Genomic DNA, 22487 nt, shown 5'->3' with positions numbered 1-22487 from the left:
CTAGGTGGCCATGGCGACGGGGCCCACCCCTTTCCATTCCGAACAGGGAAGTTAAGCCCGTTTGCGCCGATGGTACTGCCACACCAGGTGGGAGAGTAGGTCGCCGCCTTCCTCAAGGCCCTTCACAATACGTGAAGGGCTTTTTTTATGCACAGGTTTTTGGGTTTTCAATCAATGGAGAACTTGTAAAGAAGTCTTTTTTCATCAGCAGCAGGAACTTCGGAGATGAGCACATAGTTTCCAGGTTTTAAATCAGCTTCAAAAAAGCCCTTGCCTTTAGCTGGTAAATTATTCATTCCACCCAAAAAAGTGAATCCTTCAGGCGCTGGTGTACGTAGTCCCCTTGGATCCATCCAGTTCATCCATTGAACCAAGGAATCCAATGAAGCATTAGTATCATATTTGACCAAGTTAACATCATGGCCAACAAAATTCCCATATACTTTTTGATCTATAAAATTAGTCTGGAAAATCTGTGCACCGGAAGAAAGACTATCTCTTAGGAGGATTCCATCGCTGCTTGATATATCAATAGTAGCTGTCGGAGTGGGAGGAACCAAGTCAGTGGTTTTATCGGTCACTATAATTTCCTTTAGCATTCCATGGGAGGTATGCCATTCACCATTGAACATTTTCACATAACACTCCATTATATACCGCCCAGGTTCTAGGTTTACGGTACTTTTTACAGTGTGCATAGGTGATACCAGACCCGTCCCCCCCAAGAATTTTACTTTTTGATACCACTCCGGTATTTTACCAAATGCGTTCATGGCACTATCCATTTGGTTTTCCATAATGAATCTCATGCCATCATCAAAAGGAGGGAGTAGTTCCGTTTTGGTGTTTTCTATGGTAATTCCTTCAGGATAAAGATCCATTATCAGAAAGTGGACTTCCTGTGAATCGTTTTCGTAAATGAAGGTGTTCCAGCCCGAATAGAGGGTGTCTGCAACAAAGAACTCCATACTTTTTGTGCTTACATTGACTTGGCCGAGCGCTAACGGTGGCTTTTCAGGAGTCGAAGTTTCTTCATTTGTTTCTTTTTCTTTGGTTTTGCAGGCGAACAATACGAACATTAAAAAGCCAATTGTAATTGCATTTCTCATGAGTGATGTATTAAGAGTTAGTAAGCTCTTTTAATACATAGCAATGAGTTTATGGTTTGGTAAGGTATGGTGGTTCTTTTGAAGATACAAACAATTTTATATTTCAGGCTTTTTGATGTATAAATGGTTGATATGTGTACATGCTTGGTAGGTTTATCTGAGGAATAAAAACTCCTCTAAGCTAAGCCTAGAGGAATTTAGCAAGTTTAGTTGAGAATTATGTAAGCTTTTTAAACTCTTGGAAGGTCCCCCTCCCCCTTTAAGGGTAGGTCGGATTTTCCCATTAAATAAGTGTCCACGTAGTGAGCAGCCTGTCTTCCTTCAGAAATGGCCCAAACAATAAGGGATTGGCCTCTTCTTTGGTCACCAGCCACAAAAACCCCGGGAACATTTGTTTTATAATCCGCTACAGAAGCTTTAATGTTGGTTCTTGAATCCATTTCAAGGTTTAGTTGATCAGCAACCGTGGTCTCCGACCCCGTAAAGCCCAGAGCCAATAGGACCAAATCACAGTCCCATTCTTTTTCTGTGCCTTCTACTTCTTTAAGCATGGGTCGTTGGCCAGGTTGCTTGATCCATTCAACTTCTACAGTTACCAAGCTTGTTAAATTTCCATCTTTGTCTGTATTGAATCTTTTGGTGGAAATACTGAATACACGCTCCGCCCCTTCTTTATGGGAAGAACTGGTACGTAAGCGCATGGGCCAAAATGGCCATGGTTGCCCTTCGGGACGGTCCGGTGTGCCTTTGGGCATGATTTCAAAGTTTGTCACGGATGTGGCACCTTGTCTTATGGAAGTGCCGATACAGTCAGAACCTGTGTCCCCACCTCCGATTACGATTACTTTTTTACCCTTGGCGGAAATGTCCTCGCCTGTAAAAGGGATACCGTCTACTTTGCGGTTGTTCTGTGGTAAAAAATCCATAGCCTGTACCACCCCCTTGGCATCCGCTCCGGGAACGGGAAGGTTTCGTCTAACCGTTGCGCCTCCACAAAGTACTATGGAATCAAATTCTTGCTGAAGTTCTGTGGCTGTTATATCCACACCAACATGGACCCCCGTTTTAAATGCTATTCCTTCTTTTTCCATGATTTTTAACCTTCGGTCGATTACGCTCTTTTCCATTTTAAAATCAGGAATACCATATCTAAGAAGACCACCTGGTTTTTCGTCTCTTTCGAATACGGTAATCGTATGTCCTGCACGGTTCAATTGTTGTGCTGCGGCAAGACCTGCTGGACCAGAACCTACTACTGCAACTTTTTTACCGGTGCGATTCATCGGAGCTTCAGGTTTTACCCAACCGTTTTTAAACGCGGTCTCAACAATGTTTTTTTCGATGTTTTCTATGGAAACTGGAGGTTCGTTTATTCCCAGGACACATGCTTCTTCACAAGGTGCAGGGCATAATCTTCCGGTAAATTCAGGAAAATTGTTTGTGGAATGTAGAATTTCTGCTGCTTTTTCCCACTTTCCCTTGTACACTGCATCGTTAAAATCTGGAATCAAATTGCCTAGGGGACAACCACTGTGGCAAAATGGAATTCCACAATCCATGCAACGTGCGCCCTGGTTTTTTAACTCACTTTCCTTTAAAGGTTTTGTAAACTCCTTATAGTTTTTGATACGTTGCTTGACAGGGGCATAAGTCTCATCCTTTCTGTCAAATTCCATAAATCCTGTAATCTTTCCCATGTCTCAAATTATAAGGTTTGCATTTTTTCTTCTTCTAATCTAATAAGTGCTTGGCGGTATTCTTCTGGGAATACTTTAATAAACTTTGGAAGGCATTTCTCCCAATTCTCAAGAATACTTTGTGCCAATGGACTCAAGGTGGCGTTGTAATGGTTTTCAATCAAATCTTTCAATTGCTGAATGTCAACATCCTCATCAACAGGAAGAAGGTTCAAGTGGTCTCCGTTACATTTTTGTCGGAACGTATTGTCTTTATCGTAGACGTAGGCAATACCGCCGCTCATGCCGGCACCGAAGTTTCGTCCAACGGAACCAAGGATAACGGCCACTCCGCCTGTCATATATTCACAGCCATGATCGCCTATGCCTTCCACCACGGCTTTGGCACCAGAGTTTCGAACACAGAAACGTTCGCCTGCTTTACCGTTGATATAGGCTTCGCCCGAAGTTGCTCCATATAAGGTAACGTTTCCTGTGATAATATTGTCCTCGGGTTTTATGGTTGATTTAAATGGTACTTTGATGACCAACTTTGCCCCTGAGAGTCCTTTTCCAAGATAATCGTTCGTGTTTCCATTGACCACCATGGTAAGGCCCTTTGTGGCAAAAGCGCCAAAACTTTGTCCTGCAGAACCTGTGAAGTTTAGTTTGAGGGTGTTTTCTGGCAATCCGTCCGCACCATAAATTTTTGAAATCTCATTACTAATGATGGCTCCGACAGCTCTATCTGTGTTAACGATTGGGAAATCCAATGTGGTTTTTTCCTTTCTGAACAGGGCTGGGTGCGCTTTCCCTATGATTTCAAACTCAATGGATTTATCTATTTCGTGAGTTTGCTTTTCTGTATTGTGGAACTTGGTACCTTCGGACACATCAACTTGATAAAGAATAGGCGTCAAATCTATCCCAGCAGCTTTGTAATGCTCGATGGCCTTCTTTCTGTCCAGTTTCTGAACCTGCCCGACCATTTCATTCAAAGTTCTAAAACCAAGTTTGGCCATAATCTCACGAAGCTCCTGAGCAACAAAGTACATGTAGTTGACTACGTGCTCGGGTTTTCCTTCGAATTTTTTCCTTAGTTCAGGGTTCTGGGTTGCAATACCCACTGGACAGGTGTTTAGGTGGCAAACACGCATCATAACACAACCGGATGCAACAAGTGGAGCAGTGGCAAATCCAAATTCTTCGGCTCCCAGCAAACAGGCTATGGCAACATCCCGACCTGTTTTCAATTGTCCATCGCATTCCAATACCACCCTGTTTCTCAAGTCGTTCAAGACCAAAGTTTGTTGAGCCTCTGCGATTCCCAGCTCCCAAGGAAGTCCGGCGTGTTTCAAAGAGGTTAAAGGAGATGCGCCGGTTCCGCCATCAAAACCAGAAATCAGGATAACATCGGCCTTGGCCTTGGCAACACCAGCTGCCACAGTTCCCACGCCAACTTCGGATACCAATTTTACATTGACCCTTGCCTCTCTGTTGGCAGATTTAAGATCGTAGATTAACTGCGACAAATCTTCAATGGAATAAATGTCGTGATGGGGAGGTGGTGATATCAACCCAACATAAGGTGTTGAATTCCTTGTTTTGGCAATGGCTGGGTTTACTTTTGGACCGGGTAGTTGTCCACCTTCACCCGGCTTGGCCCCTTGTGCCATTTTAATTTGAATCTCTTGTGCACTTGTCAGGTAGTTGGAGGTTACCCCAAATCTACCTGAGGCTACCTGTTTAATGGCGCTGTTTCTCCAATCGCCTGTTTGACTTTTATAGAAACGTTCCGAATCCTCGCCTCCTTCACCCGAATTACTCTTTCCTCCAATTCGGTTCATCGCGATCGCAAGGTTTTCGTGCGCCTCCTTGCTGATACTTCCGTAAGACATTGCCCCGGTTTTAAACCTTTTTACGATTTCCGTCCAAGGTTCCACTTCTTCAATGGGAATGGGGTCATAGTTCGAGAATTCGAACAGTCCACGGATGGTCATTAAGTGTTTGGATTGCTCATTGACCAATTTGGAATACTCTTTATAAGTTTCTGGCTCGTTGTTGCGCACCGATTTTTGAAGCATGGCTACACTTAATGGATTGAACATGTGCTTCTCGCCATTTCTTCTCCATCGGTACTCTCCACCGACCTCAATATCGAGATTGCCAGCTATTTCTTGTGATAAAAATGCCTTTTTGTGGCGTTTGGTCACTTCTTTTTCTATTTCATACAACCCGATTCCTTGGATACGGGTAGGAGTGTTGGGGAAATATTTGTCGACTACCGTAGTGTTGATTCCGATGCATTCGAAGAGTTGGGAACCCCGGTATGAGTTGAGTGTGGATATCCCGATTTTGTTCATCACTTTTAGGATGCCTTTTCCAATGGCCTTGTTGTAATTTTTGATGGCTTCCTCAAAAGTGTAGTCGGTAATGTTGTTCTCTTCTATTTGCTCACCGATGATTTCGTTTACCAGATAAGGGTTGATGGCACTTGCTCCAAAACCGAACAGCAAAGCAAAATGATGGACCTCTCTTGGCTCAGCGGATTCGATGATAATGCTCAATTTAGATCGTTTGCCCAGTTTTCTGAGTCCACTATTTACGTAAGAACAAGCCAAAAGTGCTGGAATAGGTCCCATTTCTGCACTTACCATTCTATCGGATAGAATTATGATGTTGGCATTTTCATCAATAGCGTTTGAAGCTTGCTGCAGTATGGAATCCAAACCTTCTTCCAGTCCATTGTGCCCTTTTTTGATTTCATAAAGCATGGAAATGGACACTACTTTGTAATCTGGACTGGCATCGTAATTTTTGATTTTGTCCAAATCCTCTTTAGAGATCACGGGGTTTTGGATTTTAAGTTTTCGGCAGTGCAATTCCGAGAAATCAAAAATATTATGGTCACTTCCCAATGTTAAACTAATATCTGTTATCAATTCCTCCCGAATACCGTCCAATGGCGGATTGGTCACTTGGGCAAACAGTTGTTTAAAATAGTTGTAGATCAATTGCGGACGCTCGGACAATACGGCGATGGGCGTATCGGAGCCCATGGAACCAATAGGTTCTTTACCATTTTGTGCCATTGGCATTATAATGGTATTGATGTCTTCTTGGGTATATCCAAAGGCGGTCCTTCTTGTTTTTAAAGGAAATTCGCCAAAGAAAACTGGGCAATCGTTATAAGGAATGTCCCGAAGGTGTACCAGATTATCGTTCAACCATTTTTTGTAGGGATGTTGTTTGGCAATATGTTCTTTGATTTCTTCATCATTCACAATTCTTCCCTCTTCCATGTTCACTAAGAACATTTTTCCTGGTTCCAGTCTTCCGTGGAATTCGATGTCTTCAGGTTCAAGTTCAACCACTCCTGTTTCGGAAGACATGATTACATACCCTTGTTTGGTCACAGAATATCTTGATGGGCGCAATCCATTTCTATCGAGTACCGCTCCGATGTAATTCCCGTCGGTAAATGGAATGGAGGCTGGTCCGTCCCAGGGTTCCATAAGGCAGGAGTTGTATTCATAGAACGCTCTCTTGGCTTCTGACATGTCGGGGTTTTTCTCCCAAGCTTCGGGCACCAACATCATCATTACTTCTGGCAAGGAACGTCCTGTCATCAACAATAGTTCCACAACCATATCCATACTGGCGGAGTCTGATTTGGCCGGTAGCACAACAGGAAGTATTTTTTTAATGTCCTCACCGAACCAATCGCTTTCCATCAATTCTTCGCGCGAACGCATGCGGGACACATTTCCTCGTAAGGTGTTGATCTCTCCGTTATGGCACATATACCTAAATGGTTGTGCCAAATCCCAATTTGGGAATGTATTGGTGGAGAACCTTTGGTGGACCAATGCCAATCGGGTCACTACCCTGGGGTCCAAAAGATCTTCATAATATCTACTGATGTCTTTTGGGACCAAGAGACCTTTAAATATGATGATTTTGGTGGAAAGGCTGGGCAAATAGAAAAATTCGCTTTCCGATAATTTGCTTTCTATTACGGTGTGTTCCGTTATTTTGCGTGCAATGAATAACTTAAGGTTGAACTGGAAATCGTCCAAGGACTCACCCTTGGCCACAAAAACCTGCATGACATAAGGCTCGGTCTCGGCAGCTATTCTCCCTGGAACGGAGCGGTTCACCGGTACCTGTCTCCAACCCAATAATTGTAAACCTTGCTTTTCAATGTTCTCTTCGAGTACTTTGATGCAAAAATCACGTTGGTTTTCTTTTTGTGGTAGAAATACGTTTCCTACTGCATATTCCCCTGCTTCAGGTAGGTCGAAAGGACAGGCATCCACAAAAAAATTGTGGGGAATATCTATTAATATTCCTGCCCCATCACCAGTTTTACCATCTGCACTCACGGCACCTCTATGTTCCAATTTATCAAGAATCTCGAGGGCTCTATGTATAATATCGTTGGACTTAATTCCTTTTAGGCTGCAGATAAAACCTGCGCCACAGTTATCATGCTCAAATTCCGGTAGGTATAAACCTTGTTTCTTCAATCCCATCATTAACGTATTTCCTCAAAAATATCAAAATGAATGAATAAATAGCAATATTTTTACTGATTATCAGATAAATAATCAACACAATGTTTCGAGGTTTAAAAAAAACTCAATTTGAGAATATATGGAAAGTTAAATTATCATTATCTCAAATTGAGCTATAAAATTACCTCCTTCCCTAGCTGTAAAAGCCTATTTTTCGTGGATATGGGTTGTTTGAAGAAGAGATGCTTCTTAAAAAGCAGGGAGTTTGGGAAATGAGAAGCTGTTTAAATCAACACACCCCCTCTTTTTGGAGGGGGTGTGTTGATTTAATCTTTTAGGATACTTCTTGAAATAACAATTTTCTGTATTTCGGAGGTGCCTTCATAGATTTGCGTGATTTTGGCATCCCTCATCAAGCGCTCCACATGATATTCTTTAACGTACCCATTTCCACCATGAATCTGGACGGCCTCAACAGCGGTTTCCATGGCAACTTCAGAAGCGTATAGTTTGGCCATTGCACCTGAAAGGGTGTAATCGTTTCCTGTGTCTTTATCGCATGCTGCTTGGTAAACCAAATGGCGGGCTGCCTGTATTTTGGTATGCATATCGGCCAATTTAAAGGCGATGGCTTGGTGGTTGGCGATCTCGGTGCCAAATGCTTTTCGTTGTTTGGAATATTTTAGTGCAAGTTCGTAGGCTCCTGCTGCAATTCCAAGAGCTTGAGCGGCAATGCCAATTCTACCGCCAGCCAAGGTTTTCATGGCAAACTTGAATCCAAAACCATCTTCTCCAATACGATTCTCCTTGGATACTTTTACATCATTGAACATTAATGAGTGGGTGTCGCTTCCTCGAATGCCCAATTTATTTTCTTTTGGCCCAATGTCAAACCCATCCGTTCCTTTCTCAACAATTAGGGCATTTATACCACGATGACCTTTATCTCTGTCCGTTTGGGCAATTACGAGATAGACTTCAGCTTGGTTCCCGTTGGTTATCCAGTTTTTTGTTCCATTTAATAGGTAATGGTCGCCTTTGTCTATGGCTGTTGTTTTTTGAGAGGTTGCATCACTTCCCGCTTCGGGTTCGGACAAGCAGAATGCGCCGATAATTTCGCCCGAAGCCAATCGGGTAAGGTATTTTTCCTTTTGTTCTTCAGTTCCATAGGTTTCCAACCCCCAACAAACCAAAGAGTTGTTAACAGATACCATAACTGAGGCTGAAGCATCGATTTTGGATAACTCCTCCATAGCCAACACATAGGATAGGGTATCAAGTCCACTGCCACCGTATTTTTCGTTGACCATCATCCCCAAAAAGCCGAGCTCGCCCATTTTTCTTACTAGTTCGCTTGGGAATGTTTGGGTTTCGTCGCGCTCGATTACTCCTGGCAAAAGTTCGTTTTGGGCAAAATCCTTTGCCGCTTGTTGTATCATTAACTGTTCTTCGGAAAGTGTGAAATCCATAAAACTGAATAATATTTAAAAACTACCTACAAATATAGTTTTCCAATATTAATTTTCTATGGATAGGCTGAAATAAATGAGAATGTTTGAATTTTTCAATTTTTTTAAAAAAATGACATTTCTCTTTCACATATTTTTATATCAATAAGATTATGCGGAAATATTCATTTTGAATATCTTTAGCCGCACAGATAACTGCTCAAAAAATATTATTCCTTAATTAAACCAAACTTAACATGGAAACCCTTTTAGTTGTCATTTTTGTAATTGGATATTTGGCAATTACCCTAGAACATAATTTAAAAATAGATAAACTTATTCCCGCTTTGGCCATGATGGCAGTTATGTGGGCCCTTATGTCTTTTGGAATTGATGGTTTTACCACGTGGTTCGATTCCGGTGCGCATCATTTGTTGGAAAACTTTGGAACCTTTGGTCATGAGGAAAAAATGGAGCTTCTGGAGGAAACCTTATTGCATCATTTAGGAAAGACCGCTGAAATACTGGTATTCCTTTTAGGTGCCATGACCATTGTGGAAATCATCGACTATTTTGATGGGTTCTCTACGATTAAATCCTTTGTAAAGACAAGGAGCAAAAAGAAAATCCTTTGGATATTCTCCTTTTTGGCATTCATCCTTTCAGCTATTATCGATAACCTTACCGCTACGATTGTGTTGATTTCCATTCTTCAGAAAATTGTCAAGGATAGGGACGTTAGGCTTTGGTATGCAGGTTTGATCATTATTGCGGCCAATGCAGGTGGTGCTTGGTCTCCAATTGGGGATGTGACCACTACCATGTTGTGGATAGGGGATAAGGTTTCGACTGCCATGCTCATTGAACATTTGTTGGTACCATCTTTGGTATGTATGGTCATTCCATCATTTATTGCATCGTTCCTTCCTGCTTTCAAAGGACAGATAGATGTAGAGGATGAGGAAACGTCAAAATCCAAGTTTGGGCCGACAATGCTATATCTGGGCCTCGGTGCGATTGTTTTTGTGCCGATCTTTAAAACGATTACGCATTTGCCCCCATACGTGGGAATGATGCTTTCTTTGGCCGTGGTTTCCACTTTTGCCGAAATATACAGTAGTTCCAAGTTTTCTATTTCCAATGTAGATCAGGATAGTGATGATCATGCTCACCACAGTCCAGTACATAGTGCTTTGACCAAAATTGAGTTGCCAAGTATTCTATTCTTCTTGGGTATTTTGATGGCGGTGGCCTCGTTGGAGTCCCTAGGTATGCTTTTCAACTTTGCTGAAGGGCTGAAACAAGGAATGCCATTGATAGGAACGGAAATGGCCGGTACCCAGGTATCCGATTTAGTGGTGCTTTTATTGGGAGTTGGTTCTGCCGTTATAGACAACGTACCTTTGGTAGCTGCAAGTTTGGGAATGTTCTCTGAGCCTTTGGATGATCAGTTATGGCATTTTATAGCCTATTCCGCAGGAACAGGTGGTAGTATGCTCATTATTGGTTCTGCAGCAGGTGTTGTTGCCATGGGAATGGAGAAAATCGACTTCTTCTGGTATCTTAAAAAAATATCGTGGTTGGCCTTTGTAGGGTTCTTGGCAGGAGCAATTTGCTATATGGTGATGCGATATTTGTTCTAAAAAATACTTTAGTTCAAAAATCTCCGTTATAATTGCAACTTAAATTGGGGATTTTATATGAATATTTTTCAAGAAGTAACGGAAGGCGCTGAGGCAACTGCCTCAATTTCCGAAGAGAAGACCTTGTCCGTAATCGATCTTATTGTCAATGGAGGAACAGGAAGTATTATCATTATCATAGTGCTTTTTGTTCTTCTATTTGTAGCTATGTACATTTATTTTGAGCGTATTTTTGCCATTAAGGCAGCGTCCAAGATAGATAAGAATTTCATGAACCAGATTCGCGACCATGTGATGAACGGAAAATTGGAGGCTGCAAAATTGTTGTGCGCCCAAACAGATTCTCCAGTGGCCAGATTGACTGAAAAAGGAGTTGCCCGTATCGGAAAACCTTTGGATGACATTAATACGGCCATTGAGAACGCAGGAACATTGGAAGTGTACAAACTAGAAAAGAACGTTAGTGTTTTGGCTACCGTTGCCGGTGCGGCTCCTATGATTGGTTTTTTGGGTACCGTAATTGGTATGATTTTGGCATTCCATGAAATGGCCAGTAGTGGAGGCCAGGCCGAGATGGGCTCGTTGGCATCTGGTATTTATACCGCAATGACCACAACAGTGGCTGGTTTGGTGGTTGGTATCATCGCTTATATCGGTTACAACCACTTAGTGAACAGAACCGATAAGGTAGTACATCAAATGGAGGCCAATGCGGTAGAGTTCTTGGATCTTTTGAACGAACCTATTTAAACCTTTAGCTATGAAACTGAAGGGAAGAAACAAAATAAGCCCGGAATTCAGCATGTCATCAATGACGGACATAGTGTTCCTGTTATTGGTGTTTTTTATGTTGACTTCCAATGCTCCAAATGCACTGGATTTGCTTTTGCCAAAGGCAAAGGGAAAATCCACGAATACACAGAATGTTTCGGTTACGATAGATAAGAACCTACAGTATTTTGTGGACAACCAGCAAATCAACAAGGAATACATTGAAATTGAATTAAAAAAGGCACTTGAAGGTCAAGAAAAGCCCACAATCATCCTTAGAGCAGAAGAAAGCGTAGCCATTAAAGAAGCGGTCAACGTGATGGACATTGCCAACAGGAACAGTTACAAGGTTATCTTGGCGGTGCGGCCAAAATAATGTCCTTTTTAGATACGAGACACAAGAAAAAGTCCTTTACGCTTACAACACTTTTGTTAAGCGCATTACTCCTATTGCTTTTTTATATAGGATTGACCTATCTCGACCCGCCCATTGAAAAGGGTATTGCGGTCAATTTCGGAACCATGGATTACGGTAGTGGAGAAGTTCAGCCTACGGAACCAGTGCGTTCAGAACCTAGGGAAGTAGAAAGCCAACCCGAACTGCAGGAACAAGTGGAGCCTGTCCAACCAGAAGAAACCGTAGTAGAGGAAGCTCCTGTTGAAGAAGTGTTGACCAGTGACGATGAGGAAACCATCAAGCTAAGGCAGCAGCAGGAAGCCAAACGGAAAGCAGAGGAAGAAGCGGAAAAAGCCAAGATCGAAGCAGAGCGAATCGCCCGTGAAAAACGGGAGGCCGAAGAGCGTATACGCCAAGAGCAGGAGGCCAAGAAAAAAAGTGTTGACGCCCTTATCGGAGGTATCGGCAAATCCGATGGCACAGCCACGGGCAGTGAGGGCGATGATGATCGTGCTGGTGATAAGGGGCAGCCTGATGGCGACCCTTATGCTGCATCCTATTATGGTGGACCTGGAAATGGAAGTGGAGGTAGTGGATATGGCTTGAATGGTCGCAAATTGGTTAGTAGTAATAAATTCCAACAAGATTGCAACCAAGAAGGGAAGGTGGTTGTTGAAATCAAGGTTGATAGAAGTGGAAAAGTGATAAGTGCAAAACCAGGTATTAAGGGAAGCACAAATACGGCTAAATGTTTATTGGATGCTGCAGAAAAAACTGCGTTAAGTTATCGATGGAATAATGATTCCAAAGCTCATGCACAGCAAACTGGCTTTATTGTCGTCAACTTTAAACTGGGGCAGTAGTGACCTATAAAGAAACTTTGGACTGGATGTTCGGACAACTTCCAATGTACCAGCAAAAGGGTGCGACGGCTTTCAATGCCAAGTTGGACAACATCATCCATCTTTGTAATGCACTGGACAATCCCGAGAAAAAATTTAAAAGTATTCACGTAGCTGGAACCAACGGGAAAGGTTCCAGTAGTCATATGTTGGCTTCCATTCTTCAGGAGGCAGGTTATAAAGTTGGACTCTATACCTCTCCTCATCTAAAGGATTTTAGGGAGCGTATCAAAATCAATGGAAAGGTTGTCGGTAAGAAGTTCGTAACCGATTTTATTGAACAGCACAAGCCATTTTTTGAGTATCATAAACTCTCCTTTTTTGAAATGACGGTGGGAATGGCCTTCAGTTATTTTGCAGAAGAGAAAGTGGATGTTGCTGTCATTGAAGTGGGATTGGGGGGGCGTTTGGATTCTACCAACATTATAACACCAGAAGTATCCTTGATTACGAACATAGGGTTGGACCATACCCAATTTTTGGGGGATACCTTGGAGAAAATCGCTTTGGAAAAGGCTGGAATCATAAAACCAAAGGTTCCTGTGGTCATTAGCGAGACCCAACCAGAGACCAAAATGATTTTCAATTTGATTGCCCATCAACTTAAATCCAATATTGTTTTTGCGGATAAAGAACCCGTCACAGGATATGCGACCGATTTGTTGGGGGAATACCAGCAAAAGAACATCAATGGTGTGATCGCCTGTATTCATCAATTGAAAGATTTTAATGTCCCAGAAGGGGCAATTTCTGAAGGACTCAAAAAGGTTGTGGAAAACACAGGACTATTGGGCAGGTGGCAGGTACTGCAACAAAATCCGTTGGTGGTTTGCGATACGGCCCACAATAAGGAGGGACTTCAATTGGTTTTAAAGCAGGTCCAAAAACAATTGTACAAAAAGCTCCATATCGTTTTAGGCTTTGTGAAAGATAAAGATGTCAGGGCTGCACTTGGGCTGTTTCCAAAGGATGCAAAATATTATTTTGTGAGACCCGGTATTCCAAGAGGTATGGATGCTTTTGAGCTCCAGGAATTGGCTAAGGAATTGGGACTGAATGGAAAAGCGTATAAGTCGGTGGAAAAAGGGTTAAAGAAAGCCACCAAGAATGCCGAGCCCAAGGATATGGTATATGTTGGGGGAAGCACATTTGTTGTTGCCGAAGTCGTGTAATTTTTTTCATTTTTTTGTTTTTTAAATCAAAAACAGTCTTATATTTGCACTCCCATTCGGGAAAAATGAATGGGCGCTTAGCTCAGTTGGTTCAGAGCACCTCGTTTACACCGAGGGGGTCGGGGGTTCGAATCCCTCAGCGCCCACTTTTAGAGTTCAAAAGAAAACAAAACCTTGCATATCTAATTGATTTGCAAGGTTTTGACGTTTTGGACCTTTTTTTGAATTGGTTTGATTTGATATGTTTTGGTTTGCAATTCGGTTAGTAAATATTTTTCTGTAAAGTGTTAACCAGATAAGAATGTAAATCACTATATTACAGCATCTTAGTATTTGACTTTCGTAGGTATTTTTCGTTCAATTTAACACAAAACCTATGAGAACCCGGTCTACATTTTCAATCAGTTTCTGGATAAGCACTGCCCGAAGGAATGACGGAACGGCCAAGATCTATGCCCGTATCACCGTTGATAAACAAAGGGTTAACATGAGCCTGAAATATACGATCCCAATAGAAAGTTGGGACAGAAAGGGGTCGAGGGTTCTGGGGCGCGCTCCAGAAGCACAAGAAATCAACACCTATCTGATGGAAGTCGAAACTGAACTTTTTCAATGCTATCGTGAACTCCGATCCAAGACGCCGAATATCACTCCGCAAATGGTCAAGGAGAAGTATTTCGGAGAAGACACAGATCAAGTCACCTTAACTAAACTATTTGAACACCACAATCTACATGCTGCCCATAACCTTGGCAAAGCGACCCTGAGCCATTATAAGACCACCCAGAAGTACTTGTTGGCCTATTTGAAGAAACAATACAAATGCAATGATTATAGATTGTCACAGCTCAATCACCAATTTGTTGTGGGTTTCGAGACCTATTTGCGGAAACTACACCCAATCCACCATCATGGAAGGCTTTCGAACAATGGAGCCATGAAACACATCCAGCGTTTGAGAAAAATGGTAAGAATGGCCGTACATAATGAATGGATAGAAAAGTATCCCTTTCAAAAATTTAAGATTAAGATGGAAAGAAAGGAAAGGGAATTTTTGAACTTGTCCGAACTCCAAAAAATCCAAGACTATCATACAGGGATAGAGCGTTTACGAATTGTGAAGGACTTATTTGTTTTTAGTTGCTACACGGGGATAGCGTATTGTGATATAATGAATCTTAATGAAGATAACCTCGTTTTGGGTATCGATGGTAAGTATTGGATAAGTACAAAAAGGCAGAAAACCAATAATAGTTTCAAATTACCTTTAATGGGCCCCACATTGTCGATAATTAAGAGATATCAATATCATCCGAAAAGACAGTTAGATAAATTATTCCCTAAAATTTCAAACCAAAAATTGAATAGTTATCTAAAGGAGATTGCAGATTCTTGTCATATCAAAAAGCACATTACTTTTCATATGGCCAGGCATACATTTGCTACAACTATAACATTGAGCAATGGGGTACCCATAGAGACGGTTTCCAAGATATTGGGGCATACAGAGTTGGCCACTACTCAGATTTACGCACGTGTACTGGACCATAAAATCAGTGAAGATATGCATGGTTTGGATTCAATTCTGGAAACTAAGTTTTCTGACTCAAAGGATGATAGTGAGAAGTTTGGAAACTCTATTTTTTAGGTTAGTTTGATGTTACTTATATTAAGATATCATACAATTAAAGATTTGTAGTCCCAAATACTTACCCCAACTTTTGCACGTGGTTCCTGTTTCAATTTTATAGTGATCGGTAAGATAAACGTGAAGTAAAATTGGAATAGGGTGCAATGACCTATTTGTATAATTAAAGACTTTATTAATCTATCTCATTAACTGTGCTATTCAGGTTTTCTTTGCCTTGCAAAGAAAAAATGAGTAGCAAGAGGATAGCGTGCTGGCGCAGCGCTATTGATTCATTTTCCTTCGGAAAAGCCCATTTTTAGAGTGTTTTTCAAAAATATTGATTAATGGCGATTGATGCGTTTTTTGCTAAAAAAGGCCTACAACCCTGTAAAATCAACGTGTTTTTTACTAAAAAATGGTTTTCTGAGGTTTAGTCAACAGTATCAATAACAGTATCCCAATGGGAAATTTATTTTAGCAGCAGTTTTCCCATTTTTGATGAAAAAATGCGTTCAGCCCAGTAAAATCAATGAATTTTTGATGAAAAAATGGTTTTTTTGGAGTTTTCACATTGTGTATCCTCAATCCTGTTTACATCATTGATCAAGTATTTGATGAAATGATCTTTTTCACGGAAAATAGGGTTCAGCCCAATAAAATCAAGGCGTTTTTCACGGAAAAATGAAAATAGGAATGTGATTTAGATAAAATTTGCCTCGCTCAGTAGTATTAGTTAAAGGTAAGATTTGGGGCTTGCAGCACTCCACTTCGTTGCGTTCGCTTTTATACCAATTTCTATTTCAAGACCAGGGTTTTTAAGGCACCGTTTTATTGAACTTTCACTCTTAAACAAGTTCACTGATTCCAAAGAGTTTACTTTTTCGGTACACTTAAATAGTTTACCTTATATACCCTTTTTTACACCTAGGATGAAGTTCGGTTATGCAAGAGTGAGCACAAAATCACAGAAACACGATTTACAGGTGGATGCCTTTTTAAAGGAAGGAATCAAACCCAAGAACATCTATGCCGATATTTCATCTGGAGCAAAAGCGGAAAGAAAGGGTCTTGATGAACTTTTATCCATTTTGCGTGAAGGAGACACTCTTGTAGTCTGGAAACTGGACCGAATCGCCAGAAGCCTTTCACACCTCACTAAACTCATCGAAGATTTTGAAAAGAAAGGAATCCACTTCAAAAGCATTCAGGAAAGTTTCATTGATACCACTTCCCCACACGGCAGGTTTATCTTCAACCTATTCGCATCGGTTGCCCAATTGGAAAGGGATATTATTATTGAACGCACACGGGCAGGAATGGAAAGCTCAAGAAGACGTGGATTGAAAATTGGAAGAAAGCCTGGTCTCAGTAAACAGGCATTGAACAAAGCTATGTTGGCAGAACGATACTATAGGGACAATAAACTGAGCATTGAGGAGATCATGAAGCTCATTGATGTTGGTTCTAAAAAGACCCTCTATAAATATTTGGCGTATCAAGGCAGAAGAAAGTGTATTGAATGTGGAAATCTATTTTGGGACAAGAAACAAGCATTGGACAAAGCTTATTGCAAAAAGCACAAGAAGAAAATCAAACCCAATTGACTGTTTTACTCCCCTTTCACCGAAAACCCAATTTATGATTAATGGAAATTTCCTACATTTAGAGAAATTCAAATATACCAATTCCAATAAAGGAGGAAGAGTCTAAATATTGAAATGAGAAAAGCACTCACATTACTATTCGGAATACTTTGTTTTACGTCAATATATGGACAAGTAAATCGAATTGAAATCGAGATTATGAATTGTCTTAAAGCCTCGATGGAAGATAAGGGAGAAGTACTAGAACAATTAATTTCAGACCATCAAGACCTACTTATTTCTGAAGGTTTAGTGCAGGATGGGACACCAGAATCCCTATATGAGGCATTTAAAAATATGGCTAGTGGGAAACTTATTGAATTGCCTTCAAAACCCTTCGTTCAGCAGTGGAGAGAAATTATTGGACCAGAGAAATCAGAATTAAATGAATGTCAGAATAATATTCTTCAGGAAAGTGATAATAATGATTCTAACACAATGATTGACTTTTCAAATGCATTGTTGAAAATCTTGTCAAACGGAAATGGATTAGAAAGGAAAGAAGTAGCCCAAACAGTATCGGATATATTGAATGCAGAGGATCTTAGATTGGATTATTATAAGCTGTCAACATTCTTTGTTTTTGATTTAATCCCAACTTCTGCTGGAGTTGATTATAGTACAACAATTCTAAAAAGTCCCACTGAAGATCAAATAGAAAAGGCATTGGATATTGAAATCAACCATGAGAGCAACATCATTTGTAAGGGTGAATCCATGGGATTGGAACATCTTGAACCTGTTTTAAAAGACTATTTTGAAAAGAACCAGTCAGACGCCATAATTGCATTGAAAACCAATGAGAAGGCAAAGTATCGAGTTTATGCGGATGTTGTTCAGTTAATTAAACATCAAATTCTGATTCTAAAGAAGGAACTGGCAGAAGCGAAGTTTAAAAAATCATTTGAGGAATTAAATGAAGAGGAAATGACCTTAGTGAATTCAACATATCCATTAGTTGTTATTGAGTAAGGTTTTTAAGCAAAATTAATAAGTTCAAATAAACGATCAAGATAAGTTTGATTCAATCTAACCCAGTGAAATATAAGTTGCTAATTATATGTATTCTAAGTTTAGGGATTTGTACTGGACAAGAATCCAAAGTTGACCTAAACGAATATTTTTCTGATACCGAGGTCAAGGACTTGAATACTATGGCAGATTTTGTGCAGAGAGAACTTTGTGGCAGTGTGGATGAGACCAAATTCGGGAATTGTTTTAAATTTTCTTTGCCTGACTTAGCAGATTGGAAACAATCTTATGTGCAAGACAAAATAAGTTGGCGAAGGCAGAAAAGATTATATTCTGAAATATCTGATTCAACATTTGATAAAATATGGGGTCTTTGCAAGACTTGGAGGACAATAGAACCGAAGTATGAATATAAAAGCATTTGTTTCAGCCAAAATGAAAATTTCATCAGGTTCTTAAAAAAAATGGGGGAATCAAATCCGTATCTAGAAGGTTATGCTGAAAAATTAGAAAACGTTGGATCTTTTGATTCTGGAAATTTTCTGGCCTGGAATATAATAGAATATCCTCAAAATTGGGATCTGGAAGACCGAAATGTACAAATTGTTCTTGCTATTCATTTTCTGACCCAAAATGATAAACAAAAAAGGGATAAAAAGGCCATAAGGCTTGAAAAGAGGGATATTAGAAAAATGAATAGAAAAGCTAAACGGAAAAACAAATAAAACTGAGTCAAAACAAAGTTCAATTAAACGATACATAAAACAAGTCACCCCATAATTTAGAAAGAAATCGAATGTCAAATTTCCCAATAATTGCATCAATTTTATCAGATAAGAAGCTAGGTGAATATGTTAAAGAAAAGTATGGTTTAAGAGGAAAAATACAATGTAAATTATTCAGGACGGGAGTAAATCATACTTATTTCCTTTTTGCAGGAAATCACAAATATGCTGTAAGGGTTTATTGTTATAAATGGAGAACCAAAACCGAAATTCAAGAAGAATTAAGGCTTTTACAACTTTTAAGCGAAAAAAATCTTTCGGTCTCATTTCCAATTTCGGATAAAGAAGGTAAACTCATTCAAGATATTGATGCTCCAGAAGGAGTTCGACATGTTGTTCTTTTTTCTTTCGCTGAAGGTGAAAAAATACGATTCATGGACGATGAAACCTGTTTTATCATGGGTTCTCTTATGGCAAGATTTCATAGCATTACATTAGATAAAACCATTAATCGGACAAACTATAATTCAGAATTACTTTTAAAAACACCTTATAAACTTTTGGCCCAATTCTTTTCAGAAGATTTGCCCGAAATGAAATATCTAAAAAATACCGGAGGAGAAATATCCAAAACCTTTAAAAAACTTGAAGATTCCGTAATTCCAAAAGGAATAGTCCATCTTGATGTTTGGTATGACAATGTAAGTATCAAGAAAAACAAGGAAATAACAATATTTGATTTTGACAATTGCGGAAATGGATTTTTGATTTTAGATATTGGTTATTTCCTTATCCAATTGTTTCACATAGAGTCAGATAAAAAGGTATATGAATCTAAAGTTGAAACTTTCCTAAATGGCTATCGGGAGGTAAGAGAACTTTCAGAACAGGAAACCGAATTTATTCCGGCAGCTGGAGCCTCTATTTTTATATTTTATCTCGGTGTACAAGCACAAAGGTTTGATTGGTCAAACATATTTTTGACTGAAAATTATTTGAAAATGTTTGTGGGAAGAATCAAGTCCTGGATGGATTACTATAAATCACTTTAATTAAAAACGTATTTCTGAAAAGTACTAGTTACTGAATACCATTACTAAAGTTCAAAAAAACGATGAAGTCTGGGGTTTATAATGATTGAATTATAATAAAGACATACAAAATCACAAGAATTAGATGAATTACAATAAGATTCTAAAAGCCATAATGATTCTATTAGTTCCATTACATATGGTTTTTGGCCAAAATAAAGATGAAACAAGCCTAGTACTGGGAGAGTGGTCAGCATATAAGAAAACTGATTTGGATGGAGGTGATGGCAGCGACATGACTTTAAATGGGCAGCCTTATACTGTTAAGTTGGAATTATTGTTTTTAGATAATGGCAGGTCTTATTTTAATAATGGGGAGGGCAAAATCGAAACAAGTTATTCATTGAAGGGAGACACATTAAAAATTTCCCGTTTTACCTATTCGATTTTTAATGCTAGTTCGGATGAATTGGTGTTAAAAGAAGAAGAGTTTTTAGGAAAGCTTATTTACCTGAAAAGGGTGCGAGAAAATCAAAGACCAAATAAATAAATTGACATAAAGTTCAAATAAACGATGAGATGGAAATGGATTTTTGAAAAAGGAATGTTCTGGATTTTAATCATATCCTTTCTGATCGGAAATTATTTTAGTGAAAACGAAATACGTGAATTGAATAAAACGGTTGGTTGGTCATATGACTATTCTAATATGTGGATAATAACATTGTACATTGTTTTTGGCTCTTGGTTGATTTTTATAATAGGTTATGGAATTGCCGCTTTATTGGGCAAAAAAACCAACTTGAATTTATCCATGACTCATTTTATCATATTCATTGCTACAGTAGTTATAGGAATTGTGAATGACCGATTTGGACCATCAATTTTAATAGTCAGTACTGTTTCAATTTTTGTGTTTGGAGCCAACATATACAAAACCTTAAAACCTTCACATAACAAATAGTGGAGGCGAAACAAAGTTTAAATAAACGGTGAAGACTAAATCCTATTAATCAAGTTGTTCCAGTAAGAAAATGACCAAAGAAGAAATTTACCTTAAAGCGAATAGCATTGTCGGAATTGAAGGAATGACGGGAAATGAACGTCTTTGGGAAAGTGGTCTAATGGATGAATTTGATAGAGCCAAAAAATCGGATAAAGACAAAGCTCGAACGATTCTTCAGGCATTAAAATTTGACGAACTTTCAATTGGTAGAATTGTTGGGTTTACTATGGAATCATTAAAATACCCTAATCCTTGGGATTTTCCGATTGAGAATCCAAACGGAAATGAAAATGAAAATAAGGCTACATTGATATATTCCGATCTTAAAGAAATTGGAATGGGTTCACCTTTAAACGGAAAATGTAAGGTCATAATAAATGACACTAAAGAAATTCTAATTACAGAAAATTGCGGTGGACCTGTAATTTGGACTCGCAATGGACAAAAGGCGGCAATGCCAATCTGGGACAAGTCCTTTTTTGGAGGGACTCATCAAAAAATAGGAATAGTGGATTTGGAAAAACTTACTATTTCTAAGTACAAAAGGAAATTTCAGGTTTTGGATTTAAGGTCATTTAGTGGAAACAATATTATTGGGTTTGACAGTCCAATACACAAAATGAAAAAACTAGATTTTGATTATATCAACGAACCGATTGAACAAACCATCGTATTAAAATAACTATTATTAATAATTAAAGTTCAAATAAACGATGACCTTCAAAGAGGATATTCAACAAAGGATAAAACTTGATTTCAAAGATTCGGCTGGTAAAGCAATTGAATTACTTAGTAATGCCATTTCAGAAACAGATTATCTAAAAACTGATAGGGTAATTCGATGTATTATATTCTTGGCACATGGAGATATAAATAATCTTGAAAAATACATTGATAATGCAGTATTTGATACGAGAGATGTTATGCTTTGGGCAGAATATGAAAAACTGGAAGGAGAACTTAATTTTAAACGGATTCGTGATTTCAATAAGACATTTGAAAAATGTCAATTGAATTAATCACCTTTAAAGTTCAATTAAACGATAAACACATTGTGCTTCATTTATGAAAAAAATTAAATATTCAATACTTGCAGTTTTTGTAGTGTCTTTTTGTTTTGGACAGAACAATAGATATGAGTCAATAATTAAGAGCATAGATAATCAAAATCAAGTAGACAGTGTCCAATTGAATAATCCTTGTTTTTCTTTACAACGAATTGTCAAAACAACAAGCGATTCTGGTTTCGAGGAATTTTTACGTGGCATTGAATTGGGTAAAGTAAAAGAGTTCAATAAGTCTTATTATCGTATTCTACATAAAAAAACTAAAAAGGAATTCAAGGTTAAATACATATGGTTGGATGGTGGAAAAATGTCCAGCTCTGAAATTCGGAATACTAAAAAGGAGATATTTTCTAGATATAGAAATGGAGAAGACTTTGGGAATCTTGCAGATGAATTCTCGATGGATCCTAATAAAAATCAAGGGAATCTGGGTTGGTTTCCTGAAGGCAGGATGGTTCCCGAATTCGAAAGGTCTATTGCCGAACATAAGAAAAATGAGATTTTTGAATCCATTCAAAAAGATAGAAACTGGCATTTTGTAGTTTTAAAAACACATAACGAAAGGGAAACAGGGGAGTTTGAGTATTTAAAATTATCCGAAATTGAGGAAACCTTTACTCAAACTGAAAATGAAAAGGATAAGTTTATTAGGGTGGATAAGCCGGGTAAACTGACCCACCTTCGCCGGATGAAACTGACCATGGCAAATGGACTGCCCAGATTTGATCTATCCTTGGGTTAAACTTAGTTTTTATTTTTCAATTTTCTTCTCATTGAT

The 22487-nt window shown here is 39.1% G+C and carries 19 protein-coding genes, 1 tRNA gene and 1 rRNA gene; 17 read left to right on the top strand and 4 right to left on the bottom strand.

Annotated elements, in window-relative coordinates; all coding sequences use genetic code 11:
- Positions 1-112 (top strand): 5S ribosomal RNA (gene rrf, locus PY092_RS19090).
- Between the two features lie 55 nt (positions 113-167).
- On the opposite strand, the gene PY092_RS19085 is transcribed toward rrf, so the two are convergent.
- The 4 genes from PY092_RS19085 to PY092_RS19070 form a co-directional block, all read right to left on the bottom strand.
- Entirely contained in the window at positions 168-1109 is a 942-nt protein-coding gene (locus tag PY092_RS19085; protein WP_275617337.1) for a hypothetical protein, read from the bottom strand.
- 230 nt (positions 1110-1339) lie between these two features.
- Positions 1340-2806 carry a glutamate synthase subunit beta gene (locus PY092_RS19080; RefSeq protein ID WP_275617336.1) on the bottom strand — a complete coding sequence of 489 codons (1467 nt, stop codon included), beginning with the start codon at positions 2804-2806 and terminating at the stop codon, positions 1340-1342.
- Between the two features lie 8 nt (positions 2807-2814).
- Positions 2815-7320, bottom strand: coding sequence for a glutamate synthase large subunit (gene gltB, locus PY092_RS19075; protein WP_275617338.1), 4506 nt, complete (start codon positions 7318-7320; stop codon positions 2815-2817).
- A 308-nt stretch (positions 7321-7628) separates the two neighbouring features.
- Positions 7629-8771 (bottom strand): acyl-CoA dehydrogenase, encoded by a 1143-nt coding sequence (locus PY092_RS19070; protein ID WP_275617335.1) that lies wholly within the window; start codon positions 8769-8771, stop codon positions 7629-7631.
- Positions 8772-9007: 236 nt separating this feature from the next.
- On the opposite strand from PY092_RS19070, the gene nhaD reads away from it, so the two are divergent.
- From nhaD to PY092_RS18990, 16 genes are all read left to right on the top strand, one after another.
- The gene (nhaD, locus tag PY092_RS19065; protein ID WP_275617334.1) at positions 9008-10393 is read left to right on the top strand and encodes a sodium:proton antiporter NhaD; all 1386 of its coding nucleotides are present in this window, start codon (positions 9008-9010) and stop codon (positions 10391-10393) included.
- A gap of 57 nt (positions 10394-10450) precedes the next feature.
- Positions 10451-11143 (top strand): MotA/TolQ/ExbB proton channel family protein, encoded by a 693-nt coding sequence (locus PY092_RS19060; protein ID WP_275617333.1) that lies wholly within the window; start codon positions 10451-10453, stop codon positions 11141-11143.
- A 10-nt stretch (positions 11144-11153) separates the two neighbouring features.
- Entirely contained in the window at positions 11154-11540 is a 387-nt protein-coding gene (locus tag PY092_RS19055; RefSeq protein ID WP_275617332.1) for an ExbD/TolR family protein, read from the top strand.
- A complete protein-coding gene (locus PY092_RS19050; RefSeq protein WP_275617331.1) occupies positions 11540-12424 on the top strand; it encodes an energy transducer TonB in 885 nt (294 codons plus the stop codon). Before PY092_RS19055 ends, PY092_RS19050 begins: the two co-directional genes overlap by 1 nt.
- Positions 12424-13635: a bifunctional folylpolyglutamate synthase/dihydrofolate synthase gene (locus tag PY092_RS19045; RefSeq protein ID WP_275617330.1), complete on the top strand. Its 1212-nt coding sequence runs from the start codon at positions 12424-12426 to the stop codon at positions 13633-13635. Before PY092_RS19050 ends, PY092_RS19045 begins: the two co-directional genes overlap by 1 nt.
- Before the next feature lie 71 nt (positions 13636-13706).
- Positions 13707-13781, top strand: a tRNA-Val gene (locus PY092_RS19040).
- 230 nt (positions 13782-14011) lie between these two features.
- A complete protein-coding gene (locus tag PY092_RS19035; RefSeq protein ID WP_275617329.1) occupies positions 14012-15283 on the top strand; it encodes a site-specific integrase in 1272 nt (423 codons plus the stop codon).
- Between the two features lie 911 nt (positions 15284-16194).
- Entirely contained in the window at positions 16195-16869 is a 675-nt protein-coding gene (locus PY092_RS19030) for a recombinase family protein (RefSeq protein WP_275617328.1), read from the top strand.
- 114 nt (positions 16870-16983) lie between these two features.
- On the top strand, positions 16984-17880 hold the full coding sequence (locus tag PY092_RS19025) for a hypothetical protein (protein WP_275617327.1): 897 nt from the start codon (positions 16984-16986) through the stop codon (positions 17878-17880).
- Between the two features lie 65 nt (positions 17881-17945).
- Complete coding sequence (locus PY092_RS19020) at positions 17946-18605, top strand: hypothetical protein (RefSeq protein ID WP_275617326.1); 660 nt, start codon at positions 17946-17948, stop codon at positions 18603-18605.
- Between the two features lie 71 nt (positions 18606-18676).
- On the top strand, positions 18677-19657 hold the full coding sequence (locus PY092_RS19015; protein ID WP_275617325.1) for a phosphotransferase: 981 nt from the start codon (positions 18677-18679) through the stop codon (positions 19655-19657).
- 124 nt (positions 19658-19781) lie between these two features.
- Positions 19782-20186: a hypothetical protein gene (locus PY092_RS19010; RefSeq protein WP_275617324.1), complete on the top strand. Its 405-nt coding sequence runs from the start codon at positions 19782-19784 to the stop codon at positions 20184-20186.
- Between the two features lie 24 nt (positions 20187-20210).
- Positions 20211-20600, top strand: coding sequence for a hypothetical protein (locus tag PY092_RS19005; RefSeq protein ID WP_275617323.1), 390 nt, complete (start codon positions 20211-20213; stop codon positions 20598-20600).
- Between the two features lie 70 nt (positions 20601-20670).
- Positions 20671-21324: a hypothetical protein gene (locus PY092_RS19000; RefSeq protein WP_275617322.1), complete on the top strand. Its 654-nt coding sequence runs from the start codon at positions 20671-20673 to the stop codon at positions 21322-21324.
- A gap of 31 nt (positions 21325-21355) precedes the next feature.
- Positions 21356-21661: a hypothetical protein gene (locus PY092_RS18995; protein WP_275617321.1), complete on the top strand. Its 306-nt coding sequence runs from the start codon at positions 21356-21358 to the stop codon at positions 21659-21661.
- 46 nt (positions 21662-21707) lie between these two features.
- Positions 21708-22451, top strand: a complete 744-nt coding sequence (locus tag PY092_RS18990) for a peptidylprolyl isomerase (protein WP_275617320.1) — start codon at positions 21708-21710, stop codon at positions 22449-22451.
- Positions 22452-22487 lie beyond the last annotated feature (36 nt).

This window comes from Flagellimonas yonaguniensis, assembly GCF_029193885.1.
In the GTDB taxonomy this organism is placed as follows: domain Bacteria; phylum Bacteroidota; class Bacteroidia; order Flavobacteriales; family Flavobacteriaceae; genus Flagellimonas; species Flagellimonas yonaguniensis.
The sequence above is the reverse complement of the archived record's forward strand: the minus strand, read 5'-3'. Positions and strand labels throughout refer to the sequence as shown.